Source organism: Terriglobia bacterium, from assembly GCA_020073085.1.
Taxonomy (GTDB): Bacteria; Acidobacteriota; Terriglobia; order JAIQFV01; family JAIQFV01; genus JAIQFV01.
Genome location: JAIQFV010000017.1, coordinates 77,636 through 96,761 on the forward strand (window position 1 = coordinate 77,636; position 19,126 = coordinate 96,761).

Genomic DNA, 19,126 nt, shown 5'->3' on the forward strand with positions numbered 1-19,126 from the left:
GTTGGCCGGTGGATCGTCGCTGCTTATTTTATTACCCCACGTTCGGAGGATTCGACAAAGTCGATCAAAATTTTCACCTCCTCCGACAGGTTCTTCTCAATCTTTATTTTCTTGAGAGCTTGGGACGTATTCAGTTTTTCAGCCAGAAGCACGTGGAACGCTCGATGTAGCTGGCCGATTGCTTCCGTGGTCAATCCTCTTCGCTTGAGTCCCAACGAGTTTACCCCATAGGCATGGGTTCCCCGTTCGCTCACGGTCTTGGAGTAGGGAAGGACATCCCTTGTGATGACGGAGTATCCCCCAACGAACCCGTGAGGTCCAATCCGGCAGAACTGGTGGACGCCGCTGAACGCGCCCACCGTGGCATAGTCCCCAATGGTAACGTGCCCTGCCAGGGTTGCGGCATTGCCCAGGATGATGTGGCTTCCAAGGTGGCAATCGTGGGCCACATGCACATAGGCCATAAAATAGTTGTGGTCTTCAATTGAAGTAATACCGCCGCCCTGTTCGGTTCCGCGATGCACGGTGACAAATTCCCGGAACGTATTATGGTCTCCAATCTTCAAGGAGGTGGGCCCTCCACTGTATTTCAGGTCCTGGGGAGGATGACCGATGGAGGCAAAGGGGAAAAACCTGCAATGAGACCCAATCCTGGTGGGACCTTCCATCGAGACGTGAGCGCCGATCTCGGTGAAATCGCCGATGGAAACATCTTCACCAAGGATTGAAAAAGGGCCGACAGCAACTCCCTTTCCCAGCTTGGCCTTGCGATGGATGACGGCGGTCGGATGGATTAAACGTGTCTTCAAGTGAGGGGATTCAACTCCTTATGATGGAGATTCGCCTGCCTCCCTGTCGGTGAGCGCCGGTATTTTCTCCGGGCTAATCCTGCGCCTTCTCTCGATCGACGACGGCGTAGGTAACCTGCGCCTCGGCGGCCAGCTTGCCATCCACGGAGGCCTCGCCCCGCATCTTTCCGAATTTGGAGCGCATGGATTCCACCGTCACCTCGATGCGCAACTGGTCGCCCGGCAGGACGGGACGGCGAAATTTTGCCGACTCGATGGCAACGAAGTAAACCAGCTTCTGGGTTCGGTCGGGCAGGTCCTTCAGCACCAGAACCGCACCTACCTGGGCGATGGCCTCCAGAATCAGGACCCCCGGCATGACGGGGGCCTGCGGAAAATGGCCCGCAAAGAACGGTTCATTGATGGTCACGTTCTTCAGGCCGACCACGCGCTCCCCCGGGACGAGCTCTTCGATCCGGTCAACCAGCAGGAACGGATATCGATGAGGAATGATGTTCATGATTTGGTTGATGTCCAGGCTCATGGAACTCCTTTGCGGCATCGCAACGTTGATCGGTCGCCCAAAGTCTACCGTTCTTGATTCACCAAATCAACCCGGGATCGGGAGAAGTCGCGCCGTCAGGCCGAAGAGTCAATCCGTCCACCGCTCCGGCGGCGCCGACCCTGCTTCGAGAGGGGCCGAAGCATGCCCCCGGCCTGCGCAGACTTTGCTTTAAAGAGAATCGATCCTGGGAGAGTGAATCCTCGCCCAGGATCACGCTTTGCCTCGGGAGAAAGAAAGGAAGGAACACACGACGACCCTCGAGGGGTGCATCCTTGAGCCTCTCTAGTTCTTAGGCGGAGGTGGAGTCGGTGTGGGCTTGGCCGCGGGGGTCGCCGGCTTGGCACTCGCCGCATCGTAACGACGAATGATCTCGGTCGTAATGTTCGATGTGGGTGCGTACCAGAGTACTCCGCTTTGAGGAGAAGAGACATCGAGTACGGCCGTGTAGCCCTGCTCACTCGCGTACACTTCGATGACCTTCAGCATCTTGCGCCCGATTCGGCTGACAATTTCCTGGGATAGGCCCTGAAATTCGTCCTGTGCGTCCTGTTGCTGGCGCTGCAGGTCCTTGCCCTTCTGGTCAATCTGCCGCGCCAATTGCGCTTTGGCGTCGTCGTTCAGGGTGGTGGCCTGATCCTGGAGCTGTTTCTGCATGGACTCAATGTCCTTCTGCATCTTCTCAAGCTCGGCCCTCTTGGCGGTGGCCTTTGCGTTGAGGACAGAGGACTCTTTCTTCCCCTCTTCACTGTTCGCGATGGCTTGTTGGATATCAATGATGGCGATCTTTGTGGGAGCTTGCGCCCGTGCCAGGTGGGGACTCAGGCCACAAGCGACAACCATCAGGGTAATCCGGATTAGGTTTTTTCTTGTCAATTCAGTATCTCCTCCCGAAGGATAATAATTGGAGCGAGGCCCTTTTGTCAAAGACCCTCCGCCTGTCCTTCGATGCGACCAGTCGCGGGGTGTCAGAAGGTCCGACCAATTGAGAATCGGATGGTGCGTGATGGTTCCTTGATTGAAATGGGTGACAAGAACGGCGAAGCCAGGACTTGGGTCTTAAAGTAATTGGGATCATTGAAGAGTACGGAGATGTCACTCACCCGACTGCGCGTAAATGGATCCGTTGGAATGAATCCGGGCGGCGTGAAGGTGGTGCTCAAGCGCGAAGGGTTGAACGCATAATAGAGGCGGAACGGCGCGTTCACCACCGGAAGCACCACTTGCAGCTCCAGGCCCACCGAGGAGCGCAGCGTCAGGTTGGTTCCTTTGAGCAGGGGCACACTGGTGTCTCCCAACACGTCGGGGGTCGAGAGGGTCAATTGTGAATGTTTGAGGACGAAGGACGAGCCGGCATCTGCGAAGGCTGCCAGCGTGACCGGGCCAAAGAGAGGGATTCGATATTCGGCATTGACCACGAGCTGCGTGTCGCCGCCGGGTTGGATCAGCCGCCTCGTCTGGAAGGACTGAAAATTGAATTGTTGCCGGCCGTCCGGGGTGAATATGGGATTTCCCGCCGCATCCAGCAACGGCTCTGCGAACGATACCTGTTGCGGGAAAAGGGCAATGGGAGAAACCGCCCGGATGTCGAATCCACGGATGGAATCCTCTCCCCCGGTATAAAACCTCTCATACGGAGCAGCCACGAGCGGGGTCGTAATCGACTGTCCCGGATGGGAAGGATCGGGGATGGTCGTTGAACCAAACCCCGACACAAAGGATCCCAGGAAGTGGATTCCCACGACATGCCGGCCTTTGTTCACGGGGTGAAAGTATTTGAAATCGATGACCGGCCGATACGAACTGACGTTGCCTCCCAGGATAGAGCCCTCAAAATCCATCGCCACAAAAAGGCTCTTGCCCGAATGCGGTGTGAAAGGGTGGTCCACGGTGGAGAAGGAGTAGGAGGGAGTGACCTTGTGGGAGCGAATGTTGGACAATGCGCTGGGCCCCCCCAGGCTGTTGAACGTCAGCAAGTTGAAAAATTGCTGGGCTGCCGCGTTCAAGTTTGTCAGCGACGAGTTCTCCAACGCGAAGGTCAGCCCCACTCGGGTGAACGGCCGGAGAGGGTAACTCCCAAACAGGGTAAATCCCGAGGAATCCTGAGTATATTGCTGCAGGTTATTGGGATCCCCCAGCAAATCCGTGGAGGAGAGTCCCAGGGCCAGCGCCGTCTCGCGGGCCTGGTCAAAGCGGAAGCTGCGGGTGAAGATCGTGAATCCTGTTGTCAACGGCCGATCCCGGAAGTAAGGTTCCGTGAATCCGAACAAAAAATTCTTCTGCCGCGTTCCTCCTTCCAACTGGACCGTGAGCGTTTCACCCAGTCCGAGGAAGTTGTTGGTCTGATAAGTCAGCCCGATAAACGTGCCGGCAACGCCGCTCGCCCCGCCATTGAAGCTGATCGATTGCTTTCCCCGTTCCTTCAATTTCAGGGTCAGATCCACCTGCCCGTCGCGCTCGTTCAGCTTGACATCCGCATCCTTCTCCGCCTTCACCGGCTCAAAGAATCCCAGCTGGTTGATCCGGAGCAGACTCAGATCCCAGAGGCGGGTGTTGTAAACGTCCCCCTCGTCCAGCAGCATCTCGCGCCGGATCACCTTGTCCCGCGTAGTTGTGTTTCCGGAAAACTCGATCCGGTGGACAAAAAACTGCTTCCCTTCCTCAAACCGGATGGCGAAATCGACGGTCTTCTTATCGTCGTCGAAAGTCTGATCGGGGACCGGCGTCTCGTTGATGTAACCCCGCTCCCCGTACGCCTTGCGAATATTTTCAAAGGACTTGCGGATCTTTCCCACACTGAAGATGTCGCCCGTGTTCAGTCCAATGACGGTCCGGAGCTGTTCCTCGCTGAACAGCTTGTTGCCCGTGATGGTGAGCTGGCCCATGTGATATTGGGCCCCCTCTTCGACGGGAATCAGGACGTTGACCCGTTTTCCGCCCTTCGATGAGCTGATGAACGGAATTCGGAGCAATGGGGCGCCGGTGTCTTCCAGCTCGGTCTTGGGCTCCTGGGCAATCATCTTGGCGTAGCCCTTGTCCTGGTAAAGGCTGCGGACCCGCTCCAGGTCCTCCGCCATCTTATTTTTATCGTAGGTGGCGTGAAACAGATAGAAGAACGGGGGAATCCCCTTGGGGCGTTCGTTTTTCATGGCACGCACCAGGGTGCCGTCTGAGAAAACCGTGTTTCCGTCGAACTCAATCTTTCCCACTTTGACCTTGGGGCCCTCTTCGATGATAAAAGTGAGTTCCACCGAAGACGGGGGGACCTCCTTGACTTCGTGGGTCACCTTCGCAAACTGGCGTCCGCGCTCCGCGAGGTAGTCCTTGAGGACCTGTTCCGCGCGCTTGATTTTCGTTGGATCATACTGGGACTCCTGGGAGAGTCCGACCTTGCGTTCCTTGAATCGATCGAGGATTTCAGACCGGGTGATCGATTTGTTGCCCTCATATTCGATCTTTCGAACCAACGGCCTTTCCTTGACCGTAAAGGTCGCAATGATTCCCTTGGTCCCGCCTTCAGTGGTCAGCTTGATGTCGTCCAGCAGGTTGGTATTCCACAACGCCATATAATCGCGGCGGAGGGCATCCGCATCAAAGGGGTCCCCCTTGCGCGTCAGGATTCGCGCGCGCAGTGTTTCTTTGGGGACGCGGCGGTTCCCTGTGATGATGATATCCTCGATGACCGGGTTGACCGCAGGCCGGCCGGTTTCCGGCGCGGTGGGCCCAGCGGCGGGCGCGGGTGCGGGCTTTGGGGGCTGCTCGGGCTTGGCGGTCGGGATGGGTTCAAAGGGAGCGGGCGCACCCTCCTTCTTTTTTTCCTCCGGCTTTTTCTCGGGTTGCTGAGAGTCGGGCTTCTCCTGGGAGGGGTTCTTTTTCTGGTCGCCGGCCGCGGGTTTAGGTGGCTCCTGGCTTGAGGGCGGGGCCGATTGAGCGACCACGGGAACGGAAGCAAACCACGTCAGCGCGGACAGCATCGCTACCACAAGGCTCAGGGCGAACTTCGTCCTTTGCCCTCGAAATGAAATGAACAAAGATTCCTCCCACCTATAAGTTTATCCCGAGTGAAGGATGCCGGGATGCAGGACCAACCTATTAGATGATGAAAACTGGAGTCCGAAGGTTGTTTCGCGAATTATTTGTATAGCAACACCGCCTCAACCTCGGTTGCGTTCGGGATCCGATAATAGAGCCCGTCATTCTCCAGAAAGATATCCAGCTTTGAATCGGGGTGAAGCCGGTTGTGGATGAGGGCCTCCGACAGGGGATCCTCGATATACTTCTGGAGGGCCCGGCGAAGCGGTCGCGCGCCATAGGAGCGGTCCAGGCAGGTCTTCTCGACAATCCACCGTTTGGCATCATCCGCCAGGACCACCTCGATCTTGCGCTGGGCCAGGGTGAGGTTCATCTGGTTGACCAGCAATTCAACGATTTTCAGCAGATCGTCATCTCCCAAGGCATTGAATACAAGGATTTCATCGAGCCGGTTGAGGAATTCGGGATTGAAAATCCGCTTGACCTCTCCCATCACCATTTCTTCCATTTTTCCCTGGCTCAGATCATCGGAAGGGGCCTGGAATCCCATGGTGGCCCGCTTCTGCAGGTAGCGGGCTCCGATGTTGGAGGTCATCACGATAATGGTGTTCTTGAAATCGACGGTGTTGCCCAGGCCATCGGTCAACTGGCCGTCTTCAAAAACCTGCAACAGAATATTGAAAAGATCGTAGTGCGCCTTTTCGATTTCGTCGAGCAGAATGACCGAATAAGGGTTGCGCTTCACCTTCTCAGTCAATTGCCCGCCTTCTTCGTATCCCACATAGCCCGGCGGCGAGCCGATCAGCTTCGAGATCGAATGTTTCTCCATGAACTCGGACATGTCGAACCGGATCAGGGCCTTCTCGCTGCCGAACAGAAAATGGGCCAGGGTGCGGGCCATCTCGGTCTTGCCGACGCCGGTGGGGCCGAGGAACAGGAACGAGCCCACGGGCCGCATCGGGTTCTTCAATCCGGCGCGCGAGCGCCGGATGGCGCGCGCCAGGGCCGAAATGGCGCTGTCCTGGCTGATCACGCGGTTGTGGAGTTCTTCCTCGATGCGCAGCAGTTTGGCACTCTCTTCCTCCTTGATCGAAGTCACGGGGATGCCGGTCCACCGTCCCACCACTTCTTCAATCTCCGCCCGGGTGACTACCCCCATCGGGCTGTCATCGAGGTTGAGGGTTTCGCGCAGTTGCTTCATGTGCTCGCGCTCGCGTCGTTCCTCGTCGCTATAAAAGCGCGCCTTCTCGAATTCGTGATTCTGGATGGCCGCTTCCATGCGGGTCACAAAGAATTTGATCTTGCGCTGGGATTCATTTACTTCGTCGGGGAGCATGGTCTGGCGGAGCTTGACCCGGGCCCCCGCCTCGTCGAGGAGGTCAATGGCCTTGTCCGGCAGGAACCGGTCGGAGATGTACCGATTCGACAGGTACACCGCGGCCTCGATGGATTCATCGGCATAAGAGACGGCATGGAATTTCTCGTACCGCTCCTTGATCCCGTAAAGAACCTTGATGGCCTCTCCCTCGTTGGGAGCGTTCACCTTCACGGCCTGGAAGCGGCGTTCCAGCGAGCGGTCTTTCTCGATCGATTTTCGAAACTCCCCGGGTGTGGTGGCCCCGACACACTGGATTTCACCGCGCGAAAGCGCAGGCTTCAGGATATTGGCGGCGTCCAGCGAACCTTCCGCAGAACCGGCGCCCACCAGGGTATGCAGCTCGTCGATGAACACGATCGCATTTTGATTTTCAATCAGCTCCTTCATGATGGTCTTCAGGCGTTCCTCGAACTGACCGCGGTACTTGGTGCCCGCCACGATGAGGGACAGGTCGAGGGCCAGGACGCGCTTCTCGGCCAAAAAAGAAGGGACCAGCCCGTCGGCGATTCGCTGGGCCAATCCTTCCACGATTGCGGTCTTGCCGACTCCGGGTTCTCCAATCAGCACCGGATTATTTTTGGTGCGCCGGCAGAGGATCTGGATCACCCGCTCGACTTCGTTTTCCCGTCCGATGAGGGGATCGAGTTGCCCGTCCATCGCCGCCTGCGTCAAGTCCCGGCTGAATTCCATCAGCAGGGGAGTTTCCTTTTGCTTGCTGGACGGGGCCTTCTCGCTTTGTTGTCGCGCCAGTTCTTCGCGCAGCGCCGAAAGCTTCAGGCCACGTTCGCGCAGCAGCTCCGCGGCGAAACACTGGTCCTCCCGCAAGAGTCCGAGCAGCAGGTGCTCGGTGCCGATGTGCTTGGATCCCAGCTTCTCGGCCTCTTCCGCGGCATACATTAACACCCGCTTGCACTCCTGGCTTAGCGGCAGATCGACCGAGGTCGAAACCTTTTCCCGTAAGATGGTCCGGCCCTCAATCTGCTTTCGAATCGACTCGATCCCGGCGTGGGAGCGCAGGAAGCGGTTCGTCAACCCCTTGTCTTCGCGCAACAGACCCAGGAGCAGGTGCTCGGTCTCAATGTTCGGGCTGCCGAACTGGCTGGCTTCATAACGGGCGAAAAAGATGACACGGCGGGCCTTCTCAGTGTATCGTTCAAACATAGAATCCAAATCCTTGGTTCGAGATATCCGCGCTGGCGGAATGCCCCTGGCTAGAGCGCCAACAGAGTCAGCAGAAAGTCTCCAGAGCGCCAGTCATTCTACCTAGCAAAAGTGTTTTTATCAACTTCAAAGAGTCGCCCCTCGGCGATGCAAAAAACGCGATCCGCCTGCCCCGACACCTCCCGGCTGTGAGTGGCGATGACGGAAGTCAGCTGGTGTTCCCGGTGCAGGCGGCGGAGCAAGGCGATCACCGAGGTGCTGGTCTTGTAGTCCAGGTTGCCGGTCGGCTCGTCCGCCAGTAAGAGTTTCGGATGATTGATGAGGGCGCGCGCCAGGGCGACGCGTTGCTGCTCCCCCCCCGACAACTGACCCACCCGGTGTCCCATCCGGTCGCCCAGCCCCACTTCTCCAAGAATTTGCTCAGCCTCGGGGCGAGCCTCCCGGTAGGCCTCTCCATGAATGAGCCGGGGGATACAGACGTTCTCGAGGGCGGTGAATTCCGGAAGCAAATAGTGGAATTGAAACACGAATCCGATGTCCTGGTTTCGAAACCCGGCGAGCGCTCCCAGTGCGGCCCGGTGGATCTCGCGGCCATCAATCAGAATTTCACCGTGGGTGGGCTGCTCCAGTCCGCCCAGAAGGTAGAGCAAGGTCGACTTTCCAGCGCCCGACTCGCCGGTCACCGCGACCATTTCTCCGGCGCTCACTTCAAATGACAGATCCTCGAAAACCGTGAGGGAGTGGTCACCGACGTGAAAGACCTGGGCGAGGTTTTTGGCTTGAAGGAAGATATTCAAGAATCTATCCCGGATGGCCTCGGAATGCCGGAATGGCGGGCGTTTGCGGACGCATCCTGAACAAAACGGAACGGACCGGGCGCCTCCCCTTGGATCGGGGCGGTGGGGTTGAATTCCCGGCGGGCTTCATTCATATCTCAGCACTTCCACGGGCGAAACGCGGGCAGCACTGCGTGCCGGATACAGGGTTGAAAGAAAACTGATCAAAATCGCAGCTGCGGCAATGAGAAGGCCATCGGACGGACGGGTTCTGAAGGGGACATAGGCAAAAGAGTAGACATCCGCATTCAAGGCGATGAGGTGGTACCGCTCACAGACCCAGCTGACCGAGTACCCGACCAGGGCGCCAAAAACCGTTCCCACGACCCCGATAATGACTCCCTGCCAGATAAATATCTTCCGGATTTGATCCAAGCGCGCGCCCATGGCCACCAGGATGGCAATGTCCCGGTTCTTCTCCATGACCATCATCACCAGCGTGATCAGGATGTTCAGGGCGGCGACCAGAACAATCAAACCGATGGTAATGACTGTCACCACTTTCTCCAGTTTCAGCGCCTGGAAGAGGGATCGGTTCTGCTCCATCCAGTTGACCGTCGTGTAGCCGGGACCTGCCATCCCTTTGAGATCCGTCGCCACCTCAGAAGCCCGGTAAATGTCGTCAATCCTGAATTCAATTACCGAGGCGACATCCGGCAGGGAAAAGAGGTTTTGGGCCGCCGGGAGCGAAGTAAACACCCACGCTGAATCATAGTCAAAAAAACCGGAATCGTAGATCGCAGCCACCCTGAATTTCTTGTAGCGCGGGATGACGCCCGTCGGCGTGATGTTGCCCTGCGGACTGACTGCCGTGACGACATCACCCACCTCGGCCCCCAACGATTCCGCCAGATCTTTTCCGACGGCCAGGGGGGCCGGAGCAGCCGGATTTTCCTGGGTGTCTGTCTCCAAGGCGTCCAGCTTGCCCTGCCTCACCGATTGCAGCAAATCCCCGACCTGGAGTTCCCGCTTGACGTCGATGCCCTTCAGAACCACCCCTTTGGCCCGGGTCCCGCTCGAAAGCAGGACCTGTTCATAAATAGCCGGCGCCAGCGCGACGACATGAGGCACCTGGGCAAGCCGAACCAGCAGCGATTCATAGTCCCGGATCCCATCGTTCTCGACGCGCAAGAGGTTAATGTTCGCGGTGGCCCCCAGAAGTCGCTTCTGCAGGTCCTCCTTGAACCCGGCATTGACCGCAAGGGCGATAATCAGCGACGCCACCCCGGCGGCCACCCCGATCACGGAGATTACCGTGATGATGGAGATCACCGCTTGTTTGCGCTTGGCCTTGAGATATCGTGTAGCAATAAACAATTCGAATTTCATGGTCTGTCGAGAATCGGGCAGGCAGTGCGGAGGGTGCCTCCGGGATTCGGGCGGCGTCCGGCCTGTTGCGGCGGATGCCTCTCGACTCCTGCCTTCAATCGGTCGGGTCAGTCCCCCTTCTTTCGGGGCGCATCAGCGGGAACAGGATCACATCGCGAATGGACTTGGAGTTCGTCAACAGCATGGTCAAGCGGTCGATGCCCACCCCTTCACCCGCCGTGGGGGGCATTCCATAGCTGAGGGCGCGGAGGTAATCCTCGTCCATCCGATGGGCCTCCTCGTTGCCTCCTTCCCGCTGTTTGAGCTGTTGCTCAAAGCGGTCCCGCTGATCAAGGGGATCGTTGAGTTCACTGAACGCATTCGCGATTTCCATCCCTGCAATATACAATTCAAACCGGTCCACCATGGCCGGATCATCTGTGTTGCGCTTGGAGAGGGGGGAAAGCTCCACCGGGAATTCGAAGATGAAGGTGGGCTGAATCAACTCCTTCTCGGCGACCGCCTCAAACAGCGCGCCCAGCAGGAGGCCGGCCGACAGTCTCTCATCGACACGTTCGAGGGTTCTCCCCGAGCTGGCAGCATTCCCGTTGTGAGCGCTCGCGGCCGCACGCATGCCGGATTCGGACCGCAAGCTTTCAAGGGTCGGCCGATTGGAGGGGTTCTTCCAATACCGCACTACCGCCTCCCTCATGGTCAGACAATCGAACTTCTCAAAGGAGAGCTCCAGATCGCCGTACTCCACCCGCAGGCCGCCGCTGACCTCCTGGACCAACGACCGGAGCAGTTCTTCCGTCAAACTCATCAGGTCCCGATAATCGCTGTACGCCTGATAGAACTCGAGCATGGTGAACTCGGGATTGTGCCGGGTCGAGATGCCCTCATTCCGAAAATTTCGATTGATCTCGTAGACCCGGTTTAATCCCCCGACGATCAATCGCTTGAGATAGAGCTCCGGGGCGATGCGCAAATAAAGATCGATGTCGAGGGCGTTATGGTGCGTGACAAAGGGGCGCGCCAGCGCTCCACCGGCCATCGGCTGCATCATCGGCGTTTCGACCTCGATATATCCGCGTGCATCGAAAAACCGGCGGATAAATCGGATGATCTGACTGCGCTTGAGAAAGGTCTCACGGACCTCCGGCGTCACCACGAGATCCAGATAGCGCTGGCGATACCGGATTTCCACATCCGACAAGCCATGCCATTTTTCGGGCAATGGCAGAAAGGCCTTTGCCAGCAGGGTGCACTTCTCCACATGGACGGTCAGTTCGTTGGTCTTGGTGCGGAACAGGGATCCCTCCACCCCGATCAAATCCCCGATATCGAGCAGTTGAAAGAGCTTGAAATTCTCTTCGCCGACGGCGTCCAGCCGCACATAGATTTGCAGCTTCTTCGCCCCGTCGCTGAGATGAGCGAAGGCCGCCTTGCCGTGCCCCCGAATCGTCATCAAACGGCCGCACAACCGGACGGCAATCTTCGTCGTTTCCAGTTGTTCCTTGGAAGCGCCGCCATGGGTTTGGAGAACCTCGGTCGCGGTGGTGTTCCAGTCAAACCGGGAGGGGTAGGGGGAATGTCCCAGGGCGATGATCTCCTCGAGTTTCTTCCTCCGCTGGGCGATCTGGTCTCCTTCAGAAAGGAGTGGGCTTATGGGTTCAGTCACTGTCCGGGTCCTCAGTCTGTGCTGTGCGCAAATGAACGTGGGATTATAGAGGTTGCCTTTACGCAGGGTCAAGGAACAATGCGGGGAAGATACGGGAGCGGGTCTGGGCTTTCCTCTTTTTCATCCTTCATCGGCGTCGGTTGAAGCGGTTTTAGCCGAGGGCGGCGACGGGGCTTCTTCCCCTTCCAGCGTCTTCCTCACCTGGTCCAAAATTCCGTTAATGAATTGCACCGATTCCGGACCGCTGAAACGGCGGGCGATTTCCAGCGCTTCGTTGATCACGACGACTTTGGGGGTATCGGCTTCGGTCAGGAACTCCGCGATTGCCAGGCGGAGCACGTTTCGGTCTACGGCCGGCATTCGCTCGAGGCGCCAATGCTCGGAGTGTTTGACGATGAGCTGATCGATCCGTTTGATTTCGGTCGTGGCTGCTGTGAAAAGCTTGCGGGCAAACGGGTACTCCTCGGGATCTTCTTCCCGCAAGGGCCAAAAAGTTTCATCAACCTCCTCCGGGCTCGCTTTTGCAATATCCCATTGAAATAACATCTGGAGGCCAAGTTCTCTTGACTTTCGACGGGTGATCATTGTAGAGCGGGCACCTTGGATTTTTCAAATAGCAGTTGCCAGTTCTCAGTTGCCAGCGGTCAGCCATCAGCGCTAGATTTATTTATTCGATCTTTGGTAATCACGGCTCTCCGATTTGAAGCAACGAATTTCGAATTTACAAATGGTTCAGTTCGTTCTCAACTGGCAACTGACCACTGGCAACGGCTTCAGATCTTTCTCATCAAGCCAGCCATCTCGATGGCCGCCATCGCCGCATCGCTCCCCTTGTTGCCGGCTTTGCCTCCCGCACGTTGGATGGCCTCTTCGAGCGTATTGCATGTCAACACGCCGAACGCAATCGGCGTTTGCGCTTCCACGCTGGCGACCTCGATCCCCTTGGCGCAGCCGGCACAAACCGAATCAAAATGAGGCGTCTCCCCCCGGATAATACAACCAAGCGTAATGATCGCCTCAAATTTTCCGGAGCGGGCCAGGCGGCTGGCGGCCTGGGGAATTTCAAACGCCCCGGGCACCCGGACGACCTTTACATCCCTCCTCAGGTTTGCGCCCGTGCGTTCCAGCGTCTCCAAAGCGGCCGAGAGCAGGCGTTCGCCGATGAAACTGTTGAATCGGGACACGACGATAGCGAACTTCTTGCCACGGGCGTTGAGATCGCCGGTCACTGTTTGGATCTTGGCTCGGGTCATTAGATCACTCGAACGGGGTTTTTTCTCCACTCCCGAAAGCGCACTTCTACTTTCCTTTGAATTGGGCGGGGCGCTTTTCCAGGAAGGCTTGAGTTCCCTCTTTCATATCCTCAGTGGTGCAGCATAGGCCGAACAGCGTTGCCTCAAGGAATAACCCGTCCTCCTGGGTACCTTCGAGACCACGATTCACGGCCTCCATGGAGTACTTCAAGGCGAGCGGCGCATTGGCAATCATCGCCTGTGCCACTTTCTCGGCCGTGGGCATGAGTTCAGCATAGGGCACTACTTTATTGACGAGACCGATCAGATAGGCTTCAGTCCCTGAGATCTGCTCACCGGTGAGGAGGAGTTGCATGGCCATCCCCTTGCCCACCAGCCGTGGCAGCCGTTGAGTTCCGCCGTATCCTGCCATGATGCCGAGCTTCACTTCCGGCTGGCCCAGGCGGGCATTCTCACTGGCGATGCGGAGGGTGCAGGCCAGGGCGAGTTCGCAGCCTCCCCCCAGGGCGTAGCCATTGATGGCCGCGATCACGGGCTTGCCCAGGGTCTCAATCCTGTGGAGAACCTTTTGGCCCCAAAGCGAAAACTCTTTGCCTTCGACGGGGGATTGTGTCGCCAGCTGACCGATGTCCGCACCCGCCACGAAGGCCTTTTCACCCGCCCCCGTCAGGATGACGGCGCGGACCCCATCGTCCTGAGAAATCGTCGCAAAAACATCGTCCAACTCTTGCATCACGGCCCGGTTCAAGGCGTTCAACTTGGTTGGTCGGTTGATGGTGACATACGCGAGCTGGCTTCTTTTCTCGAACAGAATGTTTTCATACGAGGACATAAAGAACTCCATCTTTGCCTGAGAATTTTGGATGAGCAGCGGGATTTCCAGTCCGACCCCATCACTCGCCGTCCCGGATGCCGTTGATTCACGCCGTGCCTCCTTGCAGTCGCTCTTGCCTCTAAAGGGCCGGCTTCGGGTTTTTCGGATCACTCCAATCATAAAACCCTCGCCCTGTCTTCTTCCCGAAGTTACCGGCCAGGACCAGCCGCTTCAACAACGGCGGGGAAGCAAATCGTTTTTCTTTAAACTCTTCGAACATGATTTCGGCGATGTAGTAGGTGGTATCGAGTCCCACGAAATCGAGAAGGGTGAAGGGTCCCATAGGATATCCACAACCCAGTTTCATGCCATTGTCAATATCGACGATCGACCCCACCCCTTCCTCGAACGCGCGGATCGCGTCGAGAAGATAGGGCACCAGCAAGCGATTGACAATGAACCCGCCGGTATCCCGCGCCCTCACCGCCACCTTCCCCAGCGATTCCGTGAATTGGACCGCCTGCTCATAGATGTGAGGATCCGTGGCAATGGTCCGGACCACTTCCACCAGCTTCATCAGGGGGACGGGGTTGAAGAAGTGCATCCCAATGAAACGACCGGGTCGTTTCGTGGAGGTCATCATCTCGGTGATGGAGAGCGAGGAGGTGTTGGACGCGAAGATGGTCTCCGGGCCGGCCACTTCTTCGAGCATCCGGTAGGTCAGCTTCTTGGTTTCCAGGTTCTCCGTGATGGCTTCAATGATGATGTCGCAGTCCTTCAAGCCTTCAAAGTGCACAGTTCCGCTCAGCCGGTTCATCGTCTGTCGTTTATCATCGGCCGACATCGCCCCTTTCTCCACGAACTTGCTGAGCGACTTGTCGATGAATCCGAAACCCTTATCAAGCAGCGCCTGGGAGACTTCGCGGACCAATGTTTCATATCCGGCCGTCGCAGCCACCTGCGCAATTCCCGAACCCATCAGCCCACACCCGACAACTCCAACTTTTTTGATCTCCATGGTCACTGCTCCATATGAAATTTAGGGTTGAAAGCAAGGGAGGACGGAATCATCCTTCCCGTCCGAAAAGTTGCATTTTCGAATTTCACTCCAGGGCGATGTCCCCCGGTCGAGGTGCAGGCCGACGCGGGTGAATCGCCCAATGATCAGGACGACTGGCGGGCCTCCACGATCATGGCGATGCCCTGGCCGCCCCCGATGCAAGCGGTCGTCAGCCCGTAACGTTTCTGGCGCCGCCGCAGTTCATGCAAAATCGTAAGAACCAAACGCGTTCCGCTGGCGCCCAGCGGATGTCCCAGGGCGATGGCCCCGCCGTTCACGTTGACCTTTTCGCGGTCGAGCCCGAGCTCCTTCTCCACTCCCAGGTACTGCGCGGCGAAGGCCTCGTTGACTTCGATAAGGTCCATTTGGTCCAGCTTCATTCCCGTTCTCTCCAGGACCTTCCGTGTGGCGGGAACAGGTCCCCGGCCCATCAACTCCGGTTCCACCCCCGCCACCGCCCATCCAATCACCCGGCCCAGGGGTTTGAGACCGCGCTCCCGGGCATAGGCGGCCGACGTCACCACCACCGCCGCACCCCCATCGACAATTCCACTGGCATTGCCGGCGGTCACCGTGCCGCTCTTCCCAAATGCAGGCTGCAATTTTCCCAGCCCTTCAAGCGTAGTATCCGGCCTCATGTGGTCATCCTGCTTGACGAGCTCCACCCCCTTCTTGGTCTTGACTTCCACCGGCACGACCTCATCGGAGAGGCGGCAACTCTTCCAGGCCTCTGCCGCAAGGTGTTGGCTGCGTAGCGCAAAGGAATCTTGATCGTTTCGGGACCAGCCAAATTTGGCGGCCAGATTTTCGGCCGTCTGGGCCATGTACAGGTGGCAGTAGGAATCCATCAGGGAGACCATCAAGGAATCTTCAAGCACGGCGTTCCCCAGTCGAAGGCCCGACCGCACTCCTCGGAGAACGAAGGGGGCCTGGGACATGGATTCGCAGCCTCCGGCCAGCACCAGCTTTGCCTCCTCCAGCAGGATGCGGTGCGCGGCTTGAACGATCGACTCCATCCCGGAGCCGCACAATCGATTCACGGTCACGGCCGGGGTTTCAATGGGGACTCCCGCCTTGAGGCCGACATGACGGGCACAATAGATGGCATCGGGGGAGGTCTGCATGGCATTCCCGATGATCACGTGGTCGATCTCTCCCGGATCGACTCCCGCACGGCGGATCGCCTCGCGGGCGGCGATGGCCCCCAGTTCGCTCTGAGTGAAATCTTTCAACACCCCGTTGTATTCCGTCATGGGAGTCCGGGCACCGGCCACGATGACGATCTCGTCTTTTTGACTCATAAAGACACCTCAAGCTTCAGCTCATGTGGGGACTGCCCAAGCGCTCACAAACTAGCAGATAGTGAATTCGCGTGTCAACGCTATCTCTGGGACAGCGACGGGTCAAGAGAGGATTGCGGTTCGGAAGCGACAGTGCGGGATTGGGCCAACGCCTGCTCGGCGCGGAAAACCACGTCGGTGGCGGAATCCGCCGGATCCGTATGAGGCGTCACCAGGGCCTCTGCCGCCGCGGAGGACAACAGGACAGGGGCTTCACCGACCAGCGAATGGAGTTTCTCGAGCGCCTCGGAAGTCAGGAATGAATGAAATTTCTGGACCACCCAATCCGCCTCACTGTAGGGCGTATCGGGGAGAATCAATGCAATGATCGAGCGGTCAAACTTGACCGCAATGTCGGTTTCCCGGGTGTGCGCGATGATCAATTGCGCAAAATCTCTCAACAGCTGCATGGCGCGGAAGGAGTCCTGCAACCGCTCCAACTCCTCCATGTGACTCAGCTCCAGCAGGGCGAGGGAGAGGGTGGTGCCCTGTCTTCGGGCCTGGTCAATCTCCGACACCAGGCAGTCGAAAAATGAGTGTCGGCTGATGAGCCCCGTCTCTTCATCGATGACGGCCAGGGTCTTCACAAGATGGCGCAACCGGGCATGCCCCAGGGCCACGGCGATCTGTTCGGTCACGGTCTGAAGAATGAGAATCTCCTCCCCCGTCCAAGACCGAACTTCCTCGGCCTGCTCGAGGCCGACAAACCCAATCACCTGCTCCTGGCTTGAAAGAGGCCAGACCACCAGGGATTGCACCCCCAGTGAAACGAGTTCCGGTCGGATCTTCTCGAACTCGGGATCCTCCGTCACCCGGTCGGAAAACAGAGGCCGACGGTTGACCACCACAGTCTGCTCACAGAACTGCAGCAAAGGAACCAGCGTGCTGGGATCCGATTTGGCGCGCTTGGACTCGCAGTACTCAATGTAGGTGCTGGCAGGTTTAGCTGCTGAAGAGAGGGCTGCAAAGCATCGGCTGACATGCAGAAGCTTGCCCAGCTCATGGACCGCCGTGTACAACACGCCCTTCGCGCCCTGTTGAAGATGGACCTTGCGGAAGATGGCCGCGATCGCTTCAATCCCGCGTCCGACATTGGTTTCAACGGGACGCACCCCCGGGGAAGGGCGCGCCGTTCCGATGGGCGCCCCGGCGGGTTTCGGCGCCGGAGTCGGAGTTTCCTCCATGCCCCCCGCCGGTGAGTGACCCGTTTCCCGACACAAGGTGAGGTAGCGTTCCTTGAACTCAGCGGGCAAAGGGGTCATCGTCTCCAGCTTCTTCAGCGGGACGAGGGCCCGGTCCTTCATTTGATACTTCAAGAGGAGTTCTGCCTGCAGAAACAAATCTTCGATCGCCTCATTGGTGGGCTTACCGATGGCGACGGGCGGTTCGACCTCGGCCTCCGCAGGCGCCTGCTGTTCGGCCTTTCGGTCTGCCGCTCGCCGGTAAACGCCGACCTTTTCGAGATGGGCCTCGAGGGGCTGGAGCGTAGCGGGCGGGAGCTTGGTCCTCAAGCGTTCCAGACGTTCCCCATGAGCGACATCGGAGGGGTCGCCGCTGATCAGGTTGTCCAGGACCTCCGCTGCCATCGCATGGTTCTCGGCCTCACAATGGGCTTCAAACATCTTCTCGAGGGATTGCTTGTATTCCTCACGATTGTTGAGCGACAGGTGAAGCCCCGCGAGTTGGGAAAGGACCGCTACATCGTTCGGGTTCCGTGCGACAATGGTCTCCAGCAAGCCCGTGACGACCGGATACTGCCGGATCCGGAAACAATACTCCTTAAGTTTCATGGCGAGGGCGAAGGCGTTGGCGGGGTTGTTCGCCTGGAGCCATTTCTCTGCCAGGGAAACCAGTCGGGGATAGGACTCCGGTTTGATTTGAAAAAGGCGTGACCAGACCTGGTCAGCCTTATCGAGCCGATTGAGATGGACATTTGCCGCGCCCAGGTCGTCCAGGAGTTGCGGGTGCTGCGGATTGGCCTGGGCCCCTGCTTCCAGAATTTCCACCACCATCTCCCAGCGTTTCTCGGCAGCGTACAAATGCGCCACCGTCAGCACCGTCTCGGCGTTCTTCGGGTTCAATTGGATCACTTGCTGGAGGTCGGCCACGGCTTCCGCAAAGTTCTTCTTCGCCAGATGCTGCTTTCCCGCAGTGAGCAGGGCGCGCTCCGCGACCGCCTCCTCCTTGTTCGCCGCAGCAAATTTTCCGAGAGTTTCATAGTGGGCCGTCTCTTCAGGCAGAAGCTCCACGATTCGCTCGTAACAGTGCATGGCCGCTGAGGCCTTGCCCTGCTTGGCGAGCACCTGGGACGCAATCTGATATTCCTGAACAGCCTCGGTGACCTTGTTGTTTTGGAGGAGGAAATGGGCCAGGTCAAGGATCTTCTGAGGATCGTTGGGCCGGAGTTTGATGATCTTGCGATGGAGAAAAATGGCCTTGCTCAGGGCCCCCTCCGCCTGAGCCTGATCAATTAAGGATTGGTATGCCCGGATCGCCTCTTCACTCTGATGGGTCTGCACATAGAGATCCGCAATGGTCTGAAGCAGATCCGGATCGGTGGGGTCATCATGGTAAAGGCCAAGGTACTCCTCGAGCGCTTCGCGGGTCTTCCCCTTTTGAAGGTTCTTCTGTGCTTTCTCGATGCGCTTCTTGTAAATGCTTGAGGTAAACATGAATTCAAGTTTGAGATCGGGCCGGGCAAGAAGAGCGGCCCAAAAAAAGCGCCCAATTTTGATGTGAAATATACTCTTTCGCACCTTAGTTTTCAAAGGAATTGTACGACCCCTGGGTTCCTCCGGATGCCATGCGGTCGTCACGTCCAGCTCCGGGACTGCACGTGGAGTGTCAATTGACAGTCTTCCGAGGCGGTTGATATAGTGTTTTGTTTGTCGAGGCGGAGAAGTCTTCTCCTGA

The 19,126-nt window shown here is 57.8% G+C and carries 14 protein-coding genes; all 14 read right to left on the reverse strand.

The features are described 5' to 3' along the window. Positions 1-23: 23 nt before the first annotated feature. The gene (gene lpxA, locus LAO21_16890) at positions 24-794 is read right to left on the reverse strand and encodes an acyl-ACP--UDP-N-acetylglucosamine O-acyltransferase (protein MBZ5554397.1); all 771 of its coding nucleotides are present in this window, start codon (positions 792-794) and stop codon (positions 24-26) included. Between the two features lie 88 nt (positions 795-882). Continuing rightward, complete coding sequence (gene fabZ / locus LAO21_16895) at positions 883-1,332, reverse strand: 3-hydroxyacyl-ACP dehydratase FabZ (GenBank protein ID MBZ5554398.1); 450 nt, start codon at positions 1,330-1,332, stop codon at positions 883-885. A 303-nt stretch (positions 1,333-1,635) separates the two neighbouring features. Further along, positions 1,636-2,226, reverse strand: coding sequence for an OmpH family outer membrane protein (locus LAO21_16900; protein MBZ5554399.1), 591 nt, complete (start codon positions 2,224-2,226; stop codon positions 1,636-1,638). A gap of 92 nt (positions 2,227-2,318) precedes the next feature. Further along, complete coding sequence (gene bamA, locus LAO21_16905) at positions 2,319-5,381, reverse strand: outer membrane protein assembly factor BamA (GenBank protein ID MBZ5554400.1); 3,063 nt, start codon at positions 5,379-5,381, stop codon at positions 2,319-2,321. A 101-nt stretch (positions 5,382-5,482) separates the two neighbouring features. Next, positions 5,483-7,921 (reverse strand): ATP-dependent Clp protease ATP-binding subunit, encoded by a 2,439-nt coding sequence (locus LAO21_16910; GenBank protein ID MBZ5554401.1) that lies wholly within the window; start codon positions 7,919-7,921, stop codon positions 5,483-5,485. 98 nt (positions 7,922-8,019) lie between these two features. Next, positions 8,020-8,718, reverse strand: coding sequence for an ABC transporter ATP-binding protein (locus LAO21_16915; protein MBZ5554402.1), 699 nt, complete (start codon positions 8,716-8,718; stop codon positions 8,020-8,022). Between the two features lie 126 nt (positions 8,719-8,844). Next, positions 8,845-10,086 carry an ABC transporter permease gene (locus LAO21_16920; protein MBZ5554403.1) on the reverse strand — a complete coding sequence of 414 codons (1,242 nt, stop codon included), beginning with the start codon at positions 10,084-10,086 and terminating at the stop codon, positions 8,845-8,847. A 94-nt stretch (positions 10,087-10,180) separates the two neighbouring features. Further along, positions 10,181-11,734, reverse strand: a complete 1,554-nt coding sequence (gene lysS, locus LAO21_16925; protein MBZ5554404.1) for a lysine--tRNA ligase — start codon at positions 11,732-11,734, stop codon at positions 10,181-10,183. A 132-nt stretch (positions 11,735-11,866) separates the two neighbouring features. Further along, positions 11,867-12,331, reverse strand: coding sequence for a transcription antitermination factor NusB (gene nusB, locus LAO21_16930; protein ID MBZ5554405.1), 465 nt, complete (start codon positions 12,329-12,331; stop codon positions 11,867-11,869). 188 nt (positions 12,332-12,519) lie between these two features. Beyond that, positions 12,520-12,999 (reverse strand): 6,7-dimethyl-8-ribityllumazine synthase, encoded by a 480-nt coding sequence (gene ribH / locus LAO21_16935; GenBank protein MBZ5554406.1) that lies wholly within the window; start codon positions 12,997-12,999, stop codon positions 12,520-12,522. Between the two features lie 46 nt (positions 13,000-13,045). Then, positions 13,046-13,831 (reverse strand): enoyl-CoA hydratase/isomerase family protein, encoded by a 786-nt coding sequence (locus tag LAO21_16940; GenBank protein MBZ5554407.1) that lies wholly within the window; start codon positions 13,829-13,831, stop codon positions 13,046-13,048. Positions 13,832-13,952: 121 nt separating this feature from the next. Next, on the reverse strand, positions 13,953-14,831 hold the full coding sequence (locus LAO21_16945) for a 3-hydroxyacyl-CoA dehydrogenase family protein (protein ID MBZ5554408.1): 879 nt from the start codon (positions 14,829-14,831) through the stop codon (positions 13,953-13,955). Between the two features lie 146 nt (positions 14,832-14,977). After that, positions 14,978-16,174 carry an acetyl-CoA C-acetyltransferase gene (locus tag LAO21_16950; GenBank protein MBZ5554409.1) on the reverse strand — a complete coding sequence of 399 codons (1,197 nt, stop codon included), beginning with the start codon at positions 16,172-16,174 and terminating at the stop codon, positions 14,978-14,980. Between the two features lie 80 nt (positions 16,175-16,254). Beyond that, positions 16,255-18,885: a tetratricopeptide repeat protein gene (locus LAO21_16955; GenBank protein MBZ5554410.1), complete on the reverse strand. Its 2,631-nt coding sequence runs from the start codon at positions 18,883-18,885 to the stop codon at positions 16,255-16,257. Positions 18,886-19,126 lie beyond the last annotated feature (241 nt).